Below are 17,575 nucleotides of genomic sequence, written 5' to 3' on the forward strand. Positions count from 1 at the left end.
AATTGATAATCAGTAATTTTAAAATCTTTTAAATCTTTAAGTTAATAATGAAATATACATATACAGAAAAAAAGGATACGCGTTCAGGATTCGGAGCCGGATTAGCAGAACTTGCAGATAAAAATCCTAATGTAGTAGCACTTTGTGCAGACCTTATCGGTTCTTTGAAAATGGAAAAATTCATCGAAAAAGCTCCTGAAAGATTCTTCCAGATTGGTATTGCAGAAGCGAACATGATGGGAATTGCTGCGGGTTTAAGCATCACAGGAAAGATTCCTTTTACAGGAACTTTTGCCAACTTCTCTACTTCAAGAGTATACGACCAGATCCGTCAGTCTATTGCCTATTCAGGGAAAAACGTAAAGATCTGTGCATCTCACGCCGGACTTACTTTAGGGGAAGACGGAGCTACCCACCAGGTTCTGGAAGATATAGGAATGATGAAAATGCTTCCGGGCATGACGGTTATCAACCCTTGTGACTACAACCAGACAAAAGCGGCAACTCTTGCTATTGCTGATTTTGAAGGTCCTGTATATTTAAGATTCGGAAGACCAACTGTTCCTGTATTCATGCCGGAAGATATGCCTTTCGAGATCGGAAAAGGAATTCTTCTTCAGGAAGGTACTGATGTAACGATTGTTGCAACAGGACACCTTGTATGGGAATCTCTTGTAGCAGCTGACGAGCTTGAAAAAGAAGGAATCTCATGTGAGGTGATCAACATCCACACCATTAAGCCTCTTGATGAAGAAATCATCCTTAAATCTGTTGAAAAAACAGGCAAAATTGTTACTGCTGAAGAGCATAACTATCTGGGAGGTTTAGGAGAATCTATTGCAGGAATGCTTGCCAGAAAGAGACCTACAAGACAGGAGTTTGTAGCAGTAAATGATACTTTCGGAGAATCTGCTACCCCTGCGGAACTGATGAAAAAATATAAGATCGATGCAGCAGCTGTAAAAGAGGCTGTGAAGAGAATTTTAGCGAACTAAGCTATACTTTATAATATAAGCTCGGGCGGTTTCTTCGAAACCGCCCGAGTTTTTTAACCATCCCGTCAAATCTTCGATTTGCCACCCCTCCGGAGGAGGGGAATTTCGCAGTACCAATTGTGATGTTTATAACCTATAATAGGCTAAGATTATCCTTGAGATCTATTGATGGGGATATTAATTGCATTAAGAAGCGGGTACAATATTTTCTCCAGGAATCCTTCTTCTTTTATCCGGGATGCTTTAGAACCTGAGAAATAATTGCTGATCCTGTAGTTTTTAACAAACTGATTTCTTTTTTCCCGATCACATAGTAGTATCCTCCACTGTCTTCATTAATGAAATAAGTCATCTCCTCAAAGTCCATAATTTTTTTGGTGAAAAATAACTTTCTGTAAATGCACTTTTCCCGCTTGTCAAAAATATATTTTACAGGAACTCTAAAAACTAAGTCTACCAGAAAGTATCCCATATACACTATCCATATAGAAAAAATAATGATAAAAGCATTTTCAGAGAGTATATTCCTGAAATAGTAGATTAAGGGAACGGCAAGAATACCAGCGGCAAGCCACCATTTTAAGGTACGCAGAAAGCTGTAATTAGGCATAAAGCTTATTTCATTGCCATTGTCTTCGAATTTATACTGGTCTGTAGTATTCATCGTATGTTTTCATTTAATCGCATGATATCTTCAGTTTCATTCACCATTTTCTGTATGCCTTTATGAGTAAGAGTTTGTCCTATCATGAATTTCGATTCTTTTCCGTTCACCTCAAAATGAATATTCAGAAATACGTTGGTCGTAATGAAACCAAGATATTTCATTGCCAAAACTTCAAAATTGGTAAAATCCTGAAAAGAATAAGTCTTTACAGCAACAAAAACACTGGGCTTACATGTAATGGTCTGCTGCTGAGGATCAATAACAAACTTTTTTGCAAAAAAATTAGCGATAATAAGTATTGCCAGAGCCACTAAAAACCAACCCATCAAAGGAAAGTTATACTTGTAAGATACTCCGGCAATAACGAGCATAATAATTGCCAATACCGAACTAAATATGGGTTGGTTTTTGAAAATAAAAAGGTTTCCTTCTTCTTTGTAAAATTGATAAGTTTTCATAATAAATGATATGTAATTTTTTTAATGGTATGCAAAAATAGGCGAAAAATAAATATCACCTACATAATCTTATGTATTCAAAACCTTTCTTTTTTGCATGCACAGCCAATTATATTCATGTACAACATAGTTATTCGTGTATTCATTAATTCAGTCAATTTAGCAAAATCAGACCATTTAGTTTTCAATCTTTAATTAATAAAAATTAACAATACCGGCATTTTAAAGATTTATTTGAATGTGTACAACCCTTACAAAAAGGCTTTATAAAATTACATCAAACTCGCAAATAAACTCACATAGATGGGATATAATTATTTATAGTTTTGAAACCATCAACGTTGATTGAGATTCGGTATTCTACTTATATGTGTACAGTATGGGATAGAATAAGAATCCTAAAAACCCATGTCAGGGTTTATATGGCAACAAGATTTTTAAATAAAAAATAATCAAATTATGAAAAAGCTTCAAGGTATGAAGAAAGACTTTTCTTCATTAGAAAACAAAAAGATGAACAACCCTGCCAATATTGTTGGGGGAAGATTAGCTGAATCCAGTACTAGAACTACAGCAGAAACAGGTCCTAATGGTAGTCCAGGCAATACTGGTGATACCCAGATGTATAATGACGGGGTTTTGGTAGCAACAATAACTGTTGACTAGTATAAAAGAGGGGGATTTTCCCCCTCTATTTTAAAAAACTTTACGTTGATGAACTATAGAAAACCACTTTTCACCCTACTGATTCTTTTATTTCTGTTGTCATGTCAAAGTAAAAAGCTGAATTATATAGACTATTACCATAAAGTATATGCCATTGACAGCACCCACAGGATCGATAAAGATACTTTAGCCACCCTCAGGCAGTATAAAAAGCTGTTCAGAAAATATCCTCCTGCACAGAATGAGAGGCTGGAAGAATACGAAACCTATATCAGATATGCAGACCGCTTCCATAAAAATTTTGGCGGCATAAAAAGCCTGGATAAACTTATCGCACAGTCAGCACCCAACTGGAAATACAAAAGAGAAGACCGGGATTTTTTCAAACTTTATAAAAGGTACGGAATCGACAGCATTACCGTTGAGCAAAAAGTCCTTCAATGGAAAAGAAACTTAAATAAAACATTGATAGATTCTTTCAGCATTGCTTCTGAGCGTGACCAACAAAATAAACGCGTAGGACCACAGGTCGTAATGAATGACAGGAAAAATGCCGAATTACTGATGTGGACATTTAAAAACTATGGCTTCCCTTCAAAACAAAAGATAGGGCTTTACGGAAATAATGAACAGTTCATGCCTATGGGAACCCTTTTTAATCATATGGCAGGGACAGCACATTATGAGTATTTCAAAACAAAACTCATGGAGTATGTGAGGTCCGGCGAATGCCCTCCAAGAGACTATATAGAAATGGTTGACAAATACCAGTACATTCATAATCTGGAGCCTGTTTACGGCATCTTCTCACATTATGATGTGAATTTTGATGCTGCCGATTCTGCAAGAATAGACCGCAACCGAAGAGCAGTGGGCTTTCCTTCTTTAAAGCTCTCTTCAAAGATGACAAAAGACTTTCAGAGAAAAATAAATAACCAATAGTGATGATACTGATTATCTCTCAAAATAATGAAATCACCACCACAGAAGTGATCAAAGAGCTGATTTCAATGGGAAAGAAATTCATCCGGGTGCATGAAGATGAAATATTTGAAATAAAAGTCCGGCAAAAAAGAATTTTACTGCAAAGCTCCCGCAGTATTTTTTTCTTGATGAAATCACAAGTGTCTGGTTCAGAAGAGGCGGATTGACTTTTAAACGTCTAAAATATATTCACACAGCCATTAACCTGAATATGAATGAAACCCAGCACTGGCTTGAAGACTATGTAAGAAAAACACTTGAATCCAAACGGCATATCAACAAGGAAAGTAACGCTCATATTAATAAACTTCTCGTCCTTGACAAAGCAAAAGAGCTTGGGTTTGATGTTCCTGAATATTATCTGGCAGAAAATACCGACGATGTAAATATCGGAAATACCATTATAAAGACCATCACCGGAAATGTGATGCTGGAGGAAATCAGGAAAAACTCAGGAGGTTTCATGTATACCTCGGTGGTTGATGAACATGAACAAGAAGATTTCTTCATTACCTTTTTCCAGAAGAAGATTGAAAAAGATTTCGAGATAAGGACTTTTTATTTAAACGGCCAATGCTGGTCGATGGCTATATTTTCCCAAAAGGATGAACAAACCAAAATAGATTTCAGAAAATACAATGAAACCAATCCTAACCGAAATGTCCCGTATATACTTCCGTCCCATGTTGAGGAAAAAATACAGCAACTGATGAAATATTTTGATTTGAACTGCGGATCACTTGATTTTATAAAGAAAGGAGACCACTATTATTTCCTGGAGATCAACCCGATCGGGCAATTTCTGGGAATGTCCCACACCTGCAATTATTCTCTGGAGCAAAAAATAGCTGACTATCTATGAAAAAGCTGTACAACGAAAAAAACAAACTGCCACTTACATTCAAATACATTGAAATCTTTAAAACAAAAAACGTAAGTAAAATCCATAGCAGCATGGTATATTTTGTACCCTCCGAAAAATACCAGACTGAATATCATGTGAGGGAAAAACCTTTAAAACAGCTTACAAAACTCATATGACCTATTTTAATCTGTTCAGTAACATTATGGTTACAAAAGGAGCCAGCCGTATCCTGATCTCCGACCTTCAAAGAAATGTTTCAGAATTATATTCTTTAGAATTTTATGAAATTATAGAAGAATTCAGTAAAAAATCCATTGAAAATATCCTGGAAAATTATGATGTAGAATCCCGGAAATTCATCTATGAATATATAGAGCTGCTGCTTGAAAAAGAATATGGTTTTATTTCCGAAGGAGATTGGGACAGGAATTTCCCGCCAATTTCCTACAAATACCATGAACCGAATGAAATTTCTAATATTTTCATCGAGGTTAATAATCTTTCGGTTTTAGAGACTATAAAAGAGTCTGTGGAAAATCTTGGAGTAAGGCATCTTGTTATTTACTCCCATAAAAAACTTTCCCTTAAGGAATTTCAGGATATTGAATCACAATTTGCCGGCTCTGTCTTAAACGGGATTGAAATATTTTCGCCTTATCACGATGATGTAGATGAAAATTTTATTCATTGTCTTAATCAAACTGTGAGGAGAATTTACGGACTGGTATTTTACGGCTGTGCTAAGGCTCCTTTTAAGTCCGGGGATATTTTCAGATTTCATGTACAGTTTAGTTCTGAAGATCTGAAAATTTCGTCGTGCGGAAAAGTAAATCTAAAGTATTTCAATACCAATTCTCAGAAAGTTTCAGAAGCCCTTCACCATAATTCCTGCCTGCACAAAAAAATAGGGATAGATGTAAACGGCCATATCAAAAACTGTCCTTTAATGGCTGAAAGTTTTGGCAATATCAATAAAAACAGCCTTGAATATGCACTGGCAAACCCGGGATTCAGAAAATACTGGAATCTCAGCAAGGATAAAATAGAAGTCTGCCGCGACTGTGAATTCAGGTATATCTGCACAGACTGCAGGGCTTTTACGGAGAACAACCGTAAAAACAGCGAAGGACTGGACATCTCCAAACCTTTGAAATGCGGATATGATCCTTACTCCGGAAAATGGGAAGCAGGAAGTAACAATCCTTTAAACAAAAGCTAAACTTTTATAAGGAATAATCCCCGAAAATGTCTACCTGAAAAACTTCCATTTCGGGATAATGGCCAGCATACCAAAACCTGTAAACAGGAAAAGGTTCGTTACATCGGTATACAGGAATGTGGACAGATAATAATTGTGCATAAAGAAATGCAAAACCAGCAAAGCCGGAAACATAAAAATTCCGATTTTCCTGTAGAAAAACATCAGGATCAGCCCAATGATCATCAGGGCATCAATGGAAAAAATAACGAAGAAATACCATCTGGGGATCTGAAGAAACTCGTGCTGAAGATATTCATCGATATCAATTCCCAGACCCATAATGGTGAAAAGCATCAATGATGCAAATGCTAAAATAAAGCCCCATCCTTTCTTTGGATCCTCATCAAAATAACTGTATTCTTCCATAGGTACAAAAATAAAGAACTTATGAGTAAATTCATAAGTTCTTTAATATAATCTTCGTTTAAAATTTGAATTATATAGAAATAGCGTTGATCAATCTGTTTTTGTCGCTCAAGTACTCTTCCATAGAAATCATACTTTCGGTTCTCATTACATCTTGAATATCGTCTATCTGATAAATAATTCTCTTCGCATCATCTGTATTCTTAGCTCTTACTTTACAGAAAATATTATATTTCCCGGAAATAACGCTTGCTTCGATTACGTTTGGAAGTGTAGATAGCTCTTTAAGCACCTCCTGAGTGCGGTTGGATTTTGTCAAAAGGATCCCAATGAAAGCTGTAAAGTGATAGTCCAGCTTACCATAATCGATATTAAGAGATGATCCCAAAATAATACCTGCATCCTCCATTTTTTTCACTCTTACGTGAATTGTTCCAGCAGAAACATCCATCTGCTTTGCAATTTCAGTAAAAGGCATTCTTGTGTTTTCGACTAAGAAATCAAGAATTTTCTTGTCTATTTCGTCCAGTTGATAGTTCATATTAGTTAAATTACAATTTTCTTAAAAAATCTATGTATTTGTTGCAAATTTATAAAAAATAATTTAACTAAAAAAATTATATCAAATATTAACAATAATTAACACGGATGATAAAAATCATTAAAATATTACGATTATTTACCAGCTGATTTTGTAGAATCTGTTTTTATTTCTGTCTTGGCTTCAGGCTGCTTTTTATCTTTTCTCTTCTTTTTAAATAGGGAATTAAAGCTTTTGCTCCATACAACCCCGCCACCATAGGCTTGATTTGCAGAACCATTCGTACTCACCATTCCAATATTGGTAGGCTTGGAGTAACCTCTTAAAATAAGACTTCCGTCATTCTTTTTAGAAACGTCATATTCAATAGATCCTTCACCGGAAAGATAGTTGGTTTGCGTACCTTCGGTTTTCGTGAGTGGAATTCCAAGTCCGGTTTTAATATTCACCCTCGGTGAAAGCGCTACGCTAACCCCTGCATTGGCACGGTCTCCGGTGTTGGAGTTCTGGTCACCTTTTACATAATTCAAATCAATCTGGAATTCGTTACTCATTGTATTCAGCACAGATCCCAGCTGCTTCAGAAGCATATTGTACCCGGAGGATTCCGCGACTCCTGCCACATCAAAATCTACCCCTCCGCTATTGGAAACATTAAAGGAGCTCAACAGCAGAACAGAACCAAACTGAAGGACTTTTTCTCCTTCCTGGCTCATTTTGGCTGCCAGCGTCTCTCTTACCTGGCTGGAAACATCAAGAGCTGTTACATTAAGGTCTATCTTCGGATTTACTAATGTCTGGGTAATATTGGCCTGCAGGAGTACACTGATAGGCTGCAGTTTCCCCATACTCAGGTATTCTCCGGCGTTGGATACCATTCTTACATAATTAGCCGTAATATCCAGTGCCGGTTTCATGGCATCCCCATCCCACCGGATGCTGCTGTTCTTTTCAATCTGGAAGGTTTTATTAAGAATGGCTTTGGAAACAAATGTACCATTATCTACTTTATAAGTTCCGTTCATAGCAATCGCTCCCTGTCTTCCCATCTGGAACCTCAGCCTGTCGGCAGTTCCTTTTACCGTAATATTTCCTACGTCATCTCCTACAAGGACATTCACGGTAGTTCCTTTATCTACATCAAGACTGAAATCGATGTGCATATTGGCTCCGGTCTTTTTCTTCTCTTCCAAGGTAATAAGCCCGTCTTTTCCTTCTTTCAGGAACCTCAGCATTTTAAATTCTTCCACATTGGATGTTGAGCTGGAATTGAAAGTAAAATTACTTCCATTTAAAGCTTTCATATTAGGTGTAGTGATGCTCAGTCCTGAAACCGGTCCGTCTACATAGAGATCTCCCTGTCCGTACACTCTTCCCCAAAACAGATCATAATCTTTCTGAGTCGTGTTCAGCATCAGGAGATTATCCGCCCGCATGATCAGGTTGACCCCCATTGAAGAGATTTTCTCAAACTGTATTGCTCCGGAAATGGTTCCTTTAGAGTTTGATCTTCCGTCATGAACCTCAATATTGTTTAGAAGCGCAAGTCCGCGGGAAAGCGGAACGACCGTATCATCAAATGAATAATCCACACCGGTGAACAGAAGCTTCAGACCAAAACCTTTCAAAGCAATATCACCACTATAATCAAGATCGCTTAATTTCCCGTTGATCTTCAGATCGCCGGTCGCTTTTCCTCTGATATTTCCGAAAACAGCCTGTACAAACTGCTGGGTAAAGGCAAGGTCGAAATCACGCATTTCTGCAGTCAGGTCAATCGTAGGGGAAGCTGTGTTATTATTTACAGTACCTGTCAGATGAAGGTTATTATTTCCAAGAACGCCTGCCGAAGCTACTTTTACATCAACGTCATACACATTCAGAGAGAAGCCATTGGTTGCAGAAATAGTAAGGTTACCCATCTGGTTTCCGTTCATCACAATATTATCTACGGTAAGGTCTACAAGCGGCTGAAGGGTACTCTTATCCATTTTGATCTTTACACTTCCGTTCGCAAGACCTTTTATCCCCATAGGATTTCCTCCTGACTGCATTTCAAGAAGCTTTTCAATGGCAAATTCTTCAATATCTGCGTCTACATAAAAATCTTTGGCTGATTTGAACTGTGCTTCTTTGATAAATAAGGCACTTTTATCTGAAAATATCCGCAGGTTCCTGACATCAAAGTCACCTGTACTTTTTCTGTAGGTAATGGAATGATCAAGCTCAGGGCTGGTATCTATAGCCCAGGTCACTTCATTAAATTTAACTTCTGTAGGTTCAAATCTGAAAACATAATCTCCGGCAGCATTGGTAGACTGATCCACATTAATGGCATATGCTTTAAGATTGTCATTCAGATCATCGTCCGGACTTCCGTGTTTAAAGGTAGTCGCCAGATGAAGGGCGGTATTGTTTTCGTTTTTCCCTTTCAGCTCAAAATCTTTGATGATATTGTTATTGTATTGAAGCTTGCTGATTCTTGCATACAGCTGCTCATTAAGATTGGCTGTATTAATTCTTACCATAACGCTGTCGATCATCGCACTGTCTCTGGAAACATTATTCCTGTCATTGATTTTATAATCAGGATTGGCAGCTGCGAGAGCTTTATCCGCATCTGAAATTTCCTCCTTCTTCGTCATGATATATTTCAGAGAATTGGCATCCAGATTCAGGATCAGGTCATTGGAATCCCCATTATATTCCCCTTCTATCACAGCGCCCTGCGGAAGCTTGAGGTCAGGCAGGAAATAATTCACAACGCCCTGCTGAACATCAAAGTTCATTTTAAAGTTCTGACCTCTGTATAATTTCCTTGGCGGAGGGCCTACCAGGATTCTTCCGATTCCGTTCTCCACCATTCCTGCAAGATCACCAAGGTTGTATCTTCCCGATATCTTCCCGCTTGCAGCGCCTGGCGCATCAACATCTATCACACGTCCTCCTGCTTCTATAAAAGTTTTCAGCTTCGCATTAGGGATCATATATTTCTGGGTAGCCGTAGCAAAATGAAGATTGTTGGCATCTACATCCAGAGTCAGATCGTTGATATTGGACATAGACATTTTACCTTCTACCTGTCCGCTTACAATCTGGCTTCCCGGTTTATTGGTAAAATAATTCAAATTCAGAGAGCTGACATCAGCATTCACATTCATATTGATTCTTGAGGTACTGAAATCAATAAGTCCTTTGATCGTAGCTTTCACCTGTTCATCATTGACGGTGATGAGTCCGTTATACTTTTTATGATCCAATAACCCATCCAGATAAAGGTTATTAATCTCTTTATCCATTATTTCGATGCTGCTGATCTGGGATTTGGTGGTCAGACGCATGGTATTAACGTCAAAGCTCTGTCCGTTAAGATTAAATTTCCCCGAAATCAGACCAACACTTTTGTTTTTGGTAATTACAGAGGTATTTAAATCCTTTACTTCAAGGTACCCTGAATACTTAGGCATTGCCGTGCTGTATGCGGTAAGCGAAAGTTTGGAGATCTTTGCCTGACCTATTCCTGTCATCAGGTTTCCATTTGAAACGTATACCTGCTCAGGAGTTACCCTTGCGGCTCCGTTGTACTTCAGCTTCCCGAAATCATCCGCAAAGTTCTTCATCTTTTTAGAAATAAATGAAGGCATCATTGCTTTAAGGTCTTTGTAGGTAAAATCTGTAGAAAGATCATTGGTTTCAATTGCGAAATTTCCTTTCAGTAGTCTGTCTACCTTCATGGTTTTGGTCGCAATATTAACGTCGGGATTTCTGATGAGGAAGTTTTCCAAATGGAACTTATTCAGCGGACCGGTCATTTTCCCGGCCAGGTTGAACGGCTTAAAATTATCCCAGTTCGTCACAAAGTAACTGATATCGTATCCGCTCAGCTGGCTTCCCTGATTAATTTCCATATCCCAGCGCACACGGTCTGCAAAATCCGACCATGATCCGTCATGAAGATTAAATTTGATATTTCCCTGGAGCAGTGAATGATCTGTATTTAAAGTAAGGTCTTTTAAAGACAGAAATTCATGGGTTAAGGAAAGTTCTGTAGAAAAGGTGTCTACCAAATGAGATTTCCCCATCTGGTAGTGACGAAGGACATATTGTTGATCAGTGCCGATATATTGGCTCCGTTCACCTTTACATTAGGTGCTTTTAAATTAAAATTTGTTGCCGTAAGCCATTTGCCGGGTTCTCCCGGAGAGTTCTGACTGATGATGGAAACCTTCGAATCAATAATCTGTACACGGGAATCCAGCTGGAAAGGAGGTTTACTCGGATCTCTTTTCTTACCGCTGTCGAAAAGCTTGGTAAATCTGATAAAATTGGAAATACTGTCGCCTTTGTAAGTAATTACTTTTACATCGGCATTAACAAGGGTAAGGGAATTAAAGCTTAAGGAATTACTGTTTCCCGAAATGGCATTGTAAGCAAGAGACATCCAGTCTGAATTGGCACGGAACTCCCTCGCTGTGATAAAATCAAGGCCTTTGTAATCCTTAATTTTTAATCCTTTTATGGTTACATCTCCGAAATAATCTACTTCCACGCTTTCGGTAGACATTCCGGATTTAAAATCTTTATTAACGATCTGAAGCGCCTGATTGGCAGCCCATTGCTTCGTTGCCGGGAGATTAATGGCAATCAGCACTCCTCCAACAAGAATAACTCCCAGCCAGAAAAGGATAAGAAGAAGGCGTGCCCACCAGGAATAGCTGGTAACATCTTTTACAGCCTGCTTTCCAAATTCTTCAGCAGTTTCTACGGGATGATGAATGGCATCTGAAGCAAGTTCAGATGCTTCCTTAACTGTCTCCTTTACAGCTCCTTCTACATTCTCAACAGTTTTCTGTACCTGATCACCAAGGTTCTCAGCTACTGATTTTTTATTCTCATTCTCGTTATTATTCTCTAACTTTGCCATTATTATGAGCGACTCTATAATTTTAGGTATTGAATCGTCCTGCGACGACACCTCAGCAGCTATCATCAAGGGAAACTGTATTCTGTCTAACATTGCTGCGAATCAGGCCATCCACAAAGAATATGGCGGTGTGGTTCCGGAACTGGCATCGCGCGCGCATCAGCAAAATATAATCCCCGTTGTTGAAAAATCTCTTACTAAAGCAAATATACAACAAAATGCTATTTCTGCTATAGGATTTACACGTGGCCCCGGACTTTTAGGATCCCTGCTTGTAGGAACGTCATTTGCTAAGTCTTTGGCAATGAGTTTAAATGTTCCGCTCATCGAGGTGAATCATCTCCAGGCCCACATTTTAGCCCATTTCATTGACGATGCAAATCCTATGCCGCCAAAATTCCCTTTCCTGTGTCTTACGGTAAGCGGAGGACATACAATGATTGTATTGGTCAAAGATTATTTTGACATGGAAATCATTGGAAAAACCATTGATGATGCGGCAGGAGAAGCTTTTGACAAAATTGGGAAGGTTTTTGACCTGGATTACCCTGCGGGACCTATTATAGACCGGCTGGCTAAGGAAGGAAATCCTGATGCCTTCAAGTTCAATAAACCTAAAATGGAGAATTACGACTATTCTTTCAGCGGAATCAAGACTTCCGTTCTCTATTTTATCCAGAAAGAGGTTAAAAAAATCCGGATTTCATCAAAGAAAACCTGAACGATCTGTGTGCTTCTGTTCAGAAAGCTATCATTGAAATTTTAATGGCCAAACTTGAAAAAGCAGCCACAGAACTCAACATAAAAGAGGTAGCCATTGCCGGCGGAGTTTCTGCTAATTCTGCTTTAAGGACAGCTATGCAGAACAACCATGAAAAACTGGGATGGAACATTTACATTCCAAAATTTGAATACACCACGGACAATGCCGCTATGATTGCCATGGTAGCCCAGCTAAAATTTGAAAGAGGAGAATTTACGGATCTGAGAACAACGGCTACGGCGAAATATGATTTATGAAAATATTGTTAGAAGAAAAAATATTAGGCAAACACTCTAAAAAGAACTCAAAATATTACTGGATATTAGAAACAGTGACGGGTAAAAATGAATTTTCAGAGCATTCCACCGATTATTTTCCTGCAAGTTCAGAAATAGGATATATTCAGAATATTAAAGAAGAAATTATTGAGAAAATCAACTCAGAGAACGTTTTTAGTTTTGAGTATGAACCGAAAGAAGGAGATTATCTATCCATCAAAAATAATTTAAGAAAAAACGAATATCTGAATTTAATTTTCTTGAATAACAAATGGATTGAAGAAATTTATACATGTTCGTACAGAGATTGTGATGGCGATATTTATAGCACAATAAAAACTGGTGTGGCATTTTTAAGCGAGAATGAAACTTACTTTTAATACTCACTTATCAATAAAATTCAGGCAGATTCTAAATATTTAAATATGAAACTTTTTTACGGAGAAATTGAGGGAAATCAGGTAAGAATCAATGATGAAGAGCAGCAGCATATTGTAAAGGTTCTTCGGATGAAGAATGGTGAAGATATTCATGTGACAGACGGTAAAGGAAATGTTGCTTCGGGAAAATTAATCATTGAAGGAAAGAAAGCCAGTCTGGAAGTTTCTGAAATTAAAACGACTACTCCGGATTTTAATCCTAAACTTCATATTGCCATAGCGCCTACTAAAAATATAGACAGGATCGAGTTTTTCGTGGAAAAAGCTGTAGAAATGGGCATATCGGAGATCAGTATCATTATTACTGAAAAAACCGAACGTAAAAATATCAATATTGATAAAATCAGGAAGCAGAGCATTGCAGCATCCAAGCAGAGTCTGAGGTTTCATTTTCCCGTTATTCATGATGCGGTAAAACTTACAGACTTTCTGAAAAATATTGACCCTGAGCATACATTTGTGGCTCATTGCCATGAAAACCTGGAGAGAACTTCACTTGAAGATATTCCGCAATTGGAAAGGCTCACATTCCTTATCGGGCCTGAAGGTGATTTTTCTGAAAAGGAAATTGCATTTCTGGCAGATCAGCAGATCAAAGCTGTTTCTCTTGGCAATCAAAGGCTGAGAACGGAAACAGCAGGCCTGTTTGTAGCCGCGTGGAACTATTTTAAGATGATGAAAAACTAATTATCTTTAAGCCAAATCTGAACTTTGAAACTCATCAGCAAATCATCACATCAGAATTATTCCACAACCATTTTTCCATTTTTCCGGTACATATGGATTTCATCTCCTTCTTCAATAATATGGGCACTCATCATTAAAAGTTTACCATTTTCCCATTGATAGGTTTTACTGTAGGTATTAACAGGACCAACATGATAGGAGGAAGTGATTTCTTTTCTTTTCCGATCGAACCCAATGTTCTGAATAGTATCCAAAGGTTTGTAGTGATCATATGCCCTGCTCTTTTGGTTATACAGCCAAAAACTTGAAGACGAGGTATAATTTCCCGCCTGATTGATCAGTTCTATGTCATTGTAGCCGTCAAAATTCGCATCGTTATCAATATTAAAAATTACTTCCCGCTCATTCAGAACTGAGATAGTGTCTACCATGATCTTCTGATGCAACTTATTTTTATTAAATATATTGATTGATTTAAAACTGATTTCACCATCAGGACTTTCCAAACCTTTAAGGGTATAGGTAAATCCGTTTCCTTTCATAGATCGGGAAAAAGGTACTGATGCCGTGTCTTCAGCCTGTACATTTTCTACCTGTTGTACCGGAGCAGTCTCGTTTATAATAGGTTCTTCCTTTGGCTCCGCTTTTTTAACACAGCTGCATAGAACGATCAGGATCAAAGGAAGTATTCTGTTCATATGGATAGGTTATGATCTTTAAGGTATTTGTCGAAAATCTGTTGCCCGCTTCGTATAGAATTTACGGCCCAACGGATCTTCATTCTCAATAGTTTTTCCTCATCAAGCTTGTAATCGATATTTGATTTTATCAGCTTTTGCTTTAATTCATACATACAGATGGAAGCAGCAACGGATACATTGAAACTTCTTGTAAAACCGTACATCGGAATTGCCAATGTTTCATCTGCAAAATCCAGAATTTCCTGGGAAACGCCTTCCATTTCGGTTCCGAAAACCAAAGCAATGGGCTCGGTAATTTCATATTCAGGCAACATTTTCGCATTATTTTCTAATGAAACAACGACTATTTTGTAGCCTCTGTCTTTGATTTTTTGAAAAGATTCCATATTTCTGGGAAGTTTTTCTACCTCAACCCAGGTATCAGCCCCTTTTGTAACGCGAAGATTCGGCTCAAAACTATATTCTTCCTGCAAAGCCACCACTTTATGAAAACCGCAGGCTTCCACAGAACGTACAATAGCTGCAGCATTTCTGAACTGATAAATATCTTCCACAACAGGAAGCACAAAATCCGAACTCTCCGGTGAAAAGTGTTCAATTTTTGCCAATCTTTCCTCCGTTAAAAACTGCTTTAAATATTCAAAAGTTTTTGCTAAATCTTCCATTCATTTTCAAATCTTTGCAAATTAACGTAATTTTGGACTATGAACCTGAACGAGGCTCAATTTCTTGCTAAAAAATAATTCATGAAACGAAAAGTCCTGCTTATTTATACCGGAGGAACCATCGGTATGGAAAAAGATTATGAAACCGGAAGCCTCCGCGCATTTGATTTTGGAAATATTTTCGAAAAAATGCCCGAAATGAAACTGATGGAATGCGAAGTATTCGTACACCCTTTCGCAAAACCGCTGGACTCTTCTGATATGGGACCCGAAGAATGGAAGGTGATCGCCAATTATATCCTGAAAAATTATGAGCTGTATGACGGCTTCCTGATTCTTCACGGGACAGATACGATGTCTTATACGGCTTCTGCATTAAGCTTTATGTTAAAAGGTTTGAGAAAACCGGTGATCATGACAGGTTCACAGCTGCCGATCGGCGATCTGAGGACGGATGCAAAGGAAAATCTTCTGACAAGCCTTTATTATGCCAGCCTTTACGAAAACGATGAGGCCGTTATCCAGGAAGTGGCCATTTATTTTGAATATAAATTATTAAGAGGAAACAGAACCCTGAAATATTCTGCCGAGTATTTTGATGCTTACGCCAGCCCGAATTACCCTATACTGGGGCAATCCGGAGTTCACTTAAATATTATCAAGGAAAATCTTTACCGTTGCGATCCGGAAATAGAATTTCATGTAGATGAACATATTTCCGAGGATATTCTTTTCTGGAGGATTTTTCCGGGAATGCACCTGAGCCATTTTAAAGAAATCCCTAAAATGAAGGTACTTATTCTTCAGGTTTTCGGTTCGGGAACTATTTTCAGCAGTGAAAAAACACAGGAAACGCTGCAGGAAATCAGAAACAACGGTACTGAAATCGTGGTAGTAAGTCAATGTATATCAGGAGGTATCTCGTTCGGGAAATATGAAAACAGTAATATTTTTTCAAGGATAGGCGCGATCAGCGGGAAAGACATGACGGCAGAAAGCGCCATCAGTAAAGCCATGCACCTGATAGACAATCCGAGCTACTCCGGAACCTTTGCCGAGAACTTCACCAAAAGTCTTTGTGGAGAAATAACTGAGTAATTTTAAAGAATAATTTGCAGATTCCAGAAATTAACCTATTTTTGCAATCTCAAATAGAGAGGTGTCCGAGTGGTTGAAGGAGCTACCCTGGAAAGGTAGTATACGGGTAACTGTATCGAGGGTTCGAATCCCTTCCTCTCTGCAGAATCTTAAAAGTCTTAAACTTAATTGTTTAAGACTTTTTTATTTTCTATTTAAGATAGTAATGTCTCAAAATAAAACAAAATCCTGGCGTAATGACCAGGATTTGTTTGGAAAAACCGGTTAAGGCTTTCCGTCAATATAATTTAGATATGAATGGTGTAAAATTTAATTACAGATGGTCAAAAACTGATGGCTCATCTGTACTTTGAATTTTGCTTCTGATTTTAATTTAGCATAAACAGTGTATTCAAAAGCGCGGACAGCTTTCAGTTTCCTGTCTATATATTCTGCAATCTGTACGACAGAAAAAATAAAGTCCCTATACACTGCAATATCCACAGTCTGCCCGTGACAAGGAAGATAAGCTTTCAGAAAAGGAACTGCAGCCTGATGCCTGTTGTAATTGACACAATATCCTGCTCCTTCTCTTGCAGTAACTACCTCACAGTCGTTGATATAATCCAGGATTGTTTTATTTCCTTCCGGAGAGCCATTGCTTTTTAACAGATGCCTGTTGATTTTATCCAGGATATGCTGCGCGTATTCCATCATGGTGATGGTCTTCCACTCAAAAATATGGTTCATCCCTTTGGCCTTGAAATGTTTTTCATTTTCACAGTTGGTGCAGAAAGAAATTCCGATTTTTTCATGATATGGTAAAAAACAATCTTTGATTTCCATAGAAGCATCAGCCAAAAGCTTATCGCCCGCAAAGCTATAGTACAGATAAGGGCTGTAAAGATCTGCAAGGGCCTTCAGATAATCAATTTCGCTGGCGTTATGATATTCTTCAAACCATTTTTCAAGGGTGTCATAATAATGGCTTTCAAACTCTTTAAATGTTAAGTAAAACGGCAATTCCATAGCTCTGTAATTTTGATATGACAAAGCTATTGCTGTAATGCGACAAAACTTGACGTGTTATTTTTTTTGTAAAATGTTTTTAAAAATAAGAGCCAAGAACCTAGATCCAAGAGTCAAGATTTCAAGATGTGAGATTTCAAGATGTGAGATTTCAGATATTTGTGACGTTGGCTTCGGGAGCCTCAGCCACCGGATATTTGTTCTTTGT

19 protein-coding genes, 1 tRNA gene and 1 pseudogene are annotated in these 17,575 nt (G+C 38.0%); 12 read left to right on the forward strand and 9 right to left on the reverse strand.

Annotated features, from left to right (window positions below):
• Positions 1-47: 47 nt before the first annotated feature.
• Positions 48-995 carry a transketolase family protein gene (locus tag N4G44_RS21810; protein WP_474929897.1) on the forward strand — a complete coding sequence of 316 codons (948 nt, stop codon included), beginning with the start codon at positions 48-50 and terminating at the stop codon, positions 993-995.
• A 229-nt stretch (positions 996-1,224) separates the two neighbouring features.
• Here N4G44_RS21810 and N4G44_RS21815 read toward each other — a convergent pair whose 3' ends face one another.
• The gene (locus tag N4G44_RS21815) at positions 1,225-1,659 is read right to left on the reverse strand and encodes a hypothetical protein (protein WP_474929898.1); all 435 of its coding nucleotides are present in this window, start codon (positions 1,657-1,659) and stop codon (positions 1,225-1,227) included.
• On the reverse strand, positions 1,656-2,120 hold the full coding sequence (locus tag N4G44_RS21820; protein WP_474929899.1) for a hypothetical protein: 465 nt from the start codon (positions 2,118-2,120) through the stop codon (positions 1,656-1,658). Before N4G44_RS21820 ends, N4G44_RS21815 begins: the two co-directional genes overlap by 4 nt.
• Before the next feature lie 459 nt (positions 2,121-2,579).
• Here N4G44_RS21820 and N4G44_RS21825 point away from each other — a divergent pair, with 459 nt between their 5' ends.
• The 6 genes from N4G44_RS21825 to gwsS are packed head-to-tail and all read left to right on the forward strand — an operon-like array spanning position 2,580 to position 5,854.
• Positions 2,580-2,786 (forward strand): grasp-with-spasm system A modified peptide, encoded by a 207-nt coding sequence (locus N4G44_RS21825; RefSeq protein WP_265131635.1) that lies wholly within the window; start codon positions 2,580-2,582, stop codon positions 2,784-2,786.
• Between the two features lie 48 nt (positions 2,787-2,834).
• Positions 2,835-3,728: a hypothetical protein gene (locus tag N4G44_RS21830; protein ID WP_474929900.1), complete on the forward strand. Its 894-nt coding sequence runs from the start codon at positions 2,835-2,837 to the stop codon at positions 3,726-3,728.
• Between the two features lie 2 nt (positions 3,729-3,730).
• Complete coding sequence (locus N4G44_RS21835; protein ID WP_474929901.1) at positions 3,731-3,937, forward strand: hypothetical protein; 207 nt, start codon at positions 3,731-3,733, stop codon at positions 3,935-3,937.
• On the forward strand, positions 3,904-4,632 hold the full coding sequence (gene gwsG / locus N4G44_RS21840; protein ID WP_474930120.1) for a grasp-with-spasm system ATP-grasp peptide maturase: 729 nt from the start codon (positions 3,904-3,906) through the stop codon (positions 4,630-4,632). Before N4G44_RS21835 ends, gwsG begins: the two co-directional genes overlap by 34 nt.
• A complete protein-coding gene (locus N4G44_RS21845; RefSeq protein ID WP_474929902.1) occupies positions 4,629-4,811 on the forward strand; it encodes a hypothetical protein in 183 nt (60 codons plus the stop codon). Before gwsG ends, N4G44_RS21845 begins: the two co-directional genes overlap by 4 nt.
• Positions 4,808-5,854 carry a grasp-with-spasm system SPASM domain peptide maturase gene (gwsS, locus tag N4G44_RS21850; RefSeq protein ID WP_474929903.1) on the forward strand — a complete coding sequence of 349 codons (1,047 nt, stop codon included), beginning with the start codon at positions 4,808-4,810 and terminating at the stop codon, positions 5,852-5,854. Before N4G44_RS21845 ends, gwsS begins: the two co-directional genes overlap by 4 nt.
• 30 nt (positions 5,855-5,884) lie before the next feature.
• On the opposite strand, the gene N4G44_RS21855 is transcribed toward gwsS, so the two are convergent.
• The 4 genes from N4G44_RS21855 to N4G44_RS21870 all read right to left on the reverse strand — a co-directional run bounded on the left by N4G44_RS21855 (position 5,885) and on the right by N4G44_RS21870 (position 11,727).
• Positions 5,885-6,262 (reverse strand): hypothetical protein, encoded by a 378-nt coding sequence (locus N4G44_RS21855; RefSeq protein ID WP_474929904.1) that lies wholly within the window; start codon positions 6,260-6,262, stop codon positions 5,885-5,887.
• Between the two features lie 70 nt (positions 6,263-6,332).
• Complete coding sequence (locus tag N4G44_RS21860; RefSeq protein ID WP_040996736.1) at positions 6,333-6,803, reverse strand: Lrp/AsnC family transcriptional regulator; 471 nt, start codon at positions 6,801-6,803, stop codon at positions 6,333-6,335.
• 134 nt (positions 6,804-6,937) lie between these two features.
• A complete protein-coding gene (locus N4G44_RS21865; protein ID WP_474929905.1) occupies positions 6,938-10,885 on the reverse strand; it encodes a translocation/assembly module TamB domain-containing protein in 3,948 nt (1,315 codons plus the stop codon).
• The gene (locus tag N4G44_RS21870) at positions 10,864-11,727 is read right to left on the reverse strand and encodes a hypothetical protein (protein ID WP_474929906.1); all 864 of its coding nucleotides are present in this window, start codon (positions 11,725-11,727) and stop codon (positions 10,864-10,866) included. The genes N4G44_RS21865 and N4G44_RS21870 overlap by 22 nt, the downstream gene beginning before the upstream one ends.
• A 4-nt stretch (positions 11,728-11,731) precedes the next feature.
• On the opposite strand from N4G44_RS21870, the pseudogene tsaD reads away from it, so the two are divergent.
• The 3 genes and pseudogenes from tsaD (at position 11,732) to N4G44_RS21885 (ending at position 13,895) form a co-directional block, all read left to right on the forward strand.
• Positions 11,732-12,747: pseudogene (gene tsaD, locus N4G44_RS21875) on the forward strand (tRNA (adenosine(37)-N6)-threonylcarbamoyltransferase complex transferase subunit TsaD).
• Positions 12,744-13,148 (forward strand): hypothetical protein, encoded by a 405-nt coding sequence (locus N4G44_RS21880; protein WP_474929907.1) that lies wholly within the window; start codon positions 12,744-12,746, stop codon positions 13,146-13,148. The pseudogene tsaD and the gene N4G44_RS21880 overlap by 4 nt, the downstream one beginning before the upstream one ends.
• 45 nt (positions 13,149-13,193) lie before the next feature.
• Positions 13,194-13,895, forward strand: a complete 702-nt coding sequence (locus N4G44_RS21885) for an RsmE family RNA methyltransferase (protein WP_474929908.1) — start codon at positions 13,194-13,196, stop codon at positions 13,893-13,895.
• Positions 13,896-13,951: 56 nt separating this feature from the next.
• On the opposite strand, the gene N4G44_RS21890 is transcribed toward N4G44_RS21885, so the two are convergent.
• Both N4G44_RS21890 and N4G44_RS21895 read right to left on the reverse strand, forming a co-directional pair.
• Positions 13,952-14,593, reverse strand: coding sequence for an XAC2610-related protein (locus N4G44_RS21890; protein WP_474929909.1), 642 nt, complete (start codon positions 14,591-14,593; stop codon positions 13,952-13,954).
• Positions 14,590-15,261, reverse strand: coding sequence for a TrmH family RNA methyltransferase (locus N4G44_RS21895; protein ID WP_474929910.1), 672 nt, complete (start codon positions 15,259-15,261; stop codon positions 14,590-14,592). The genes N4G44_RS21890 and N4G44_RS21895 overlap by 4 nt, the downstream gene beginning before the upstream one ends.
• An 81-nt stretch (positions 15,262-15,342) precedes the next feature.
• On the opposite strand from N4G44_RS21895, the gene N4G44_RS21900 reads away from it, so the two are divergent.
• Positions 15,343-16,359, forward strand: a complete 1,017-nt coding sequence (locus N4G44_RS21900) for an asparaginase (protein ID WP_474929911.1) — start codon at positions 15,343-15,345, stop codon at positions 16,357-16,359.
• Between the two features lie 55 nt (positions 16,360-16,414).
• Positions 16,415-16,501, forward strand: a tRNA-Ser gene (locus N4G44_RS21905).
• 167 nt (positions 16,502-16,668) lie between these two features.
• On the opposite strand, the gene N4G44_RS21910 is transcribed toward N4G44_RS21905, so the two are convergent.
• On the reverse strand, positions 16,669-17,367 hold the full coding sequence (locus N4G44_RS21910; RefSeq protein WP_474929912.1) for a hypothetical protein: 699 nt from the start codon (positions 17,365-17,367) through the stop codon (positions 16,669-16,671).
• Positions 17,368-17,575: the final 208 nt, after the last annotated feature.

The sequence above is a fragment of the Chryseobacterium sp. GTID13 genome (assembly GCF_056172655.1).

Bases quoted from the DNA above. Each gene is read 5' to 3' on its own strand.
- N4G44_RS21885 (WP_474929908.1), top strand. From the start codon at position 13,194: ATGAAACTTTTTTACGGAGAAATTGAGGGAAATCAGGTAAGAATCAAT.
- N4G44_RS21835 (WP_474929901.1), top strand. From the start codon at position 3,731: ATGATACTGATTATCTCTCAAAATAATGAAATCACCACCACAGAAGTG.
- gwsS (WP_474929903.1), top strand. From the start codon at position 4,808: ATGACCTATTTTAATCTGTTCAGTAACATTATGGTTACAAAAGGAGCC.
- N4G44_RS21810 (WP_474929897.1), top strand. From the start codon at position 48: ATGAAATATACATATACAGAAAAAAAGGATACGCGTTCAGGATTCGGA.
- N4G44_RS21855 (WP_474929904.1), bottom strand. From the start codon at position 6,262: ATGGAAGAATACAGTTATTTTGATGAGGATCCAAAGAAAGGATGGGGC.
- N4G44_RS21830 (WP_474929900.1), top strand. From the start codon at position 2,835: ATGAACTATAGAAAACCACTTTTCACCCTACTGATTCTTTTATTTCTG.
- N4G44_RS21895 (WP_474929910.1), bottom strand. From the start codon at position 15,261: ATGGAAGATTTAGCAAAAACTTTTGAATATTTAAAGCAGTTTTTAACG.
- N4G44_RS21900 (WP_474929911.1), top strand. From the start codon at position 15,343: ATGAAACGAAAAGTCCTGCTTATTTATACCGGAGGAACCATCGGTATG.
- N4G44_RS21825 (WP_265131635.1), top strand. From the start codon at position 2,580: ATGAAAAAGCTTCAAGGTATGAAGAAAGACTTTTCTTCATTAGAAAAC.
- N4G44_RS21910 (WP_474929912.1), bottom strand. From the start codon at position 17,367: ATGGAATTGCCGTTTTACTTAACATTTAAAGAGTTTGAAAGCCATTAT.
- N4G44_RS21890 (WP_474929909.1), bottom strand. From the start codon at position 14,593: ATGAACAGAATACTTCCTTTGATCCTGATCGTTCTATGCAGCTGTGTT.
- N4G44_RS21865 (WP_474929905.1), bottom strand. From the start codon at position 10,885: ATGGGGAAATCTCATTTGGTAGACACCTTTTCTACAGAACTTTCCTTA.
- N4G44_RS21860 (WP_040996736.1), bottom strand. From the start codon at position 6,803: ATGAACTATCAACTGGACGAAATAGACAAGAAAATTCTTGATTTCTTA.
- N4G44_RS21820 (WP_474929899.1), bottom strand. From the start codon at position 2,120: ATGAAAACTTATCAATTTTACAAAGAAGAAGGAAACCTTTTTATTTTC.
- N4G44_RS21880 (WP_474929907.1), top strand. From the start codon at position 12,744: ATGAAAATATTGTTAGAAGAAAAAATATTAGGCAAACACTCTAAAAAG.
- N4G44_RS21870 (WP_474929906.1), bottom strand. From the start codon at position 11,727: ATGGCAAAGTTAGAGAATAATAACGAGAATGAGAATAAAAAATCAGTA.
- N4G44_RS21845 (WP_474929902.1), top strand. From the start codon at position 4,629: ATGAAAAAGCTGTACAACGAAAAAAACAAACTGCCACTTACATTCAAA.
- N4G44_RS21815 (WP_474929898.1), bottom strand. From the start codon at position 1,659: ATGAATACTACAGACCAGTATAAATTCGAAGACAATGGCAATGAAATA.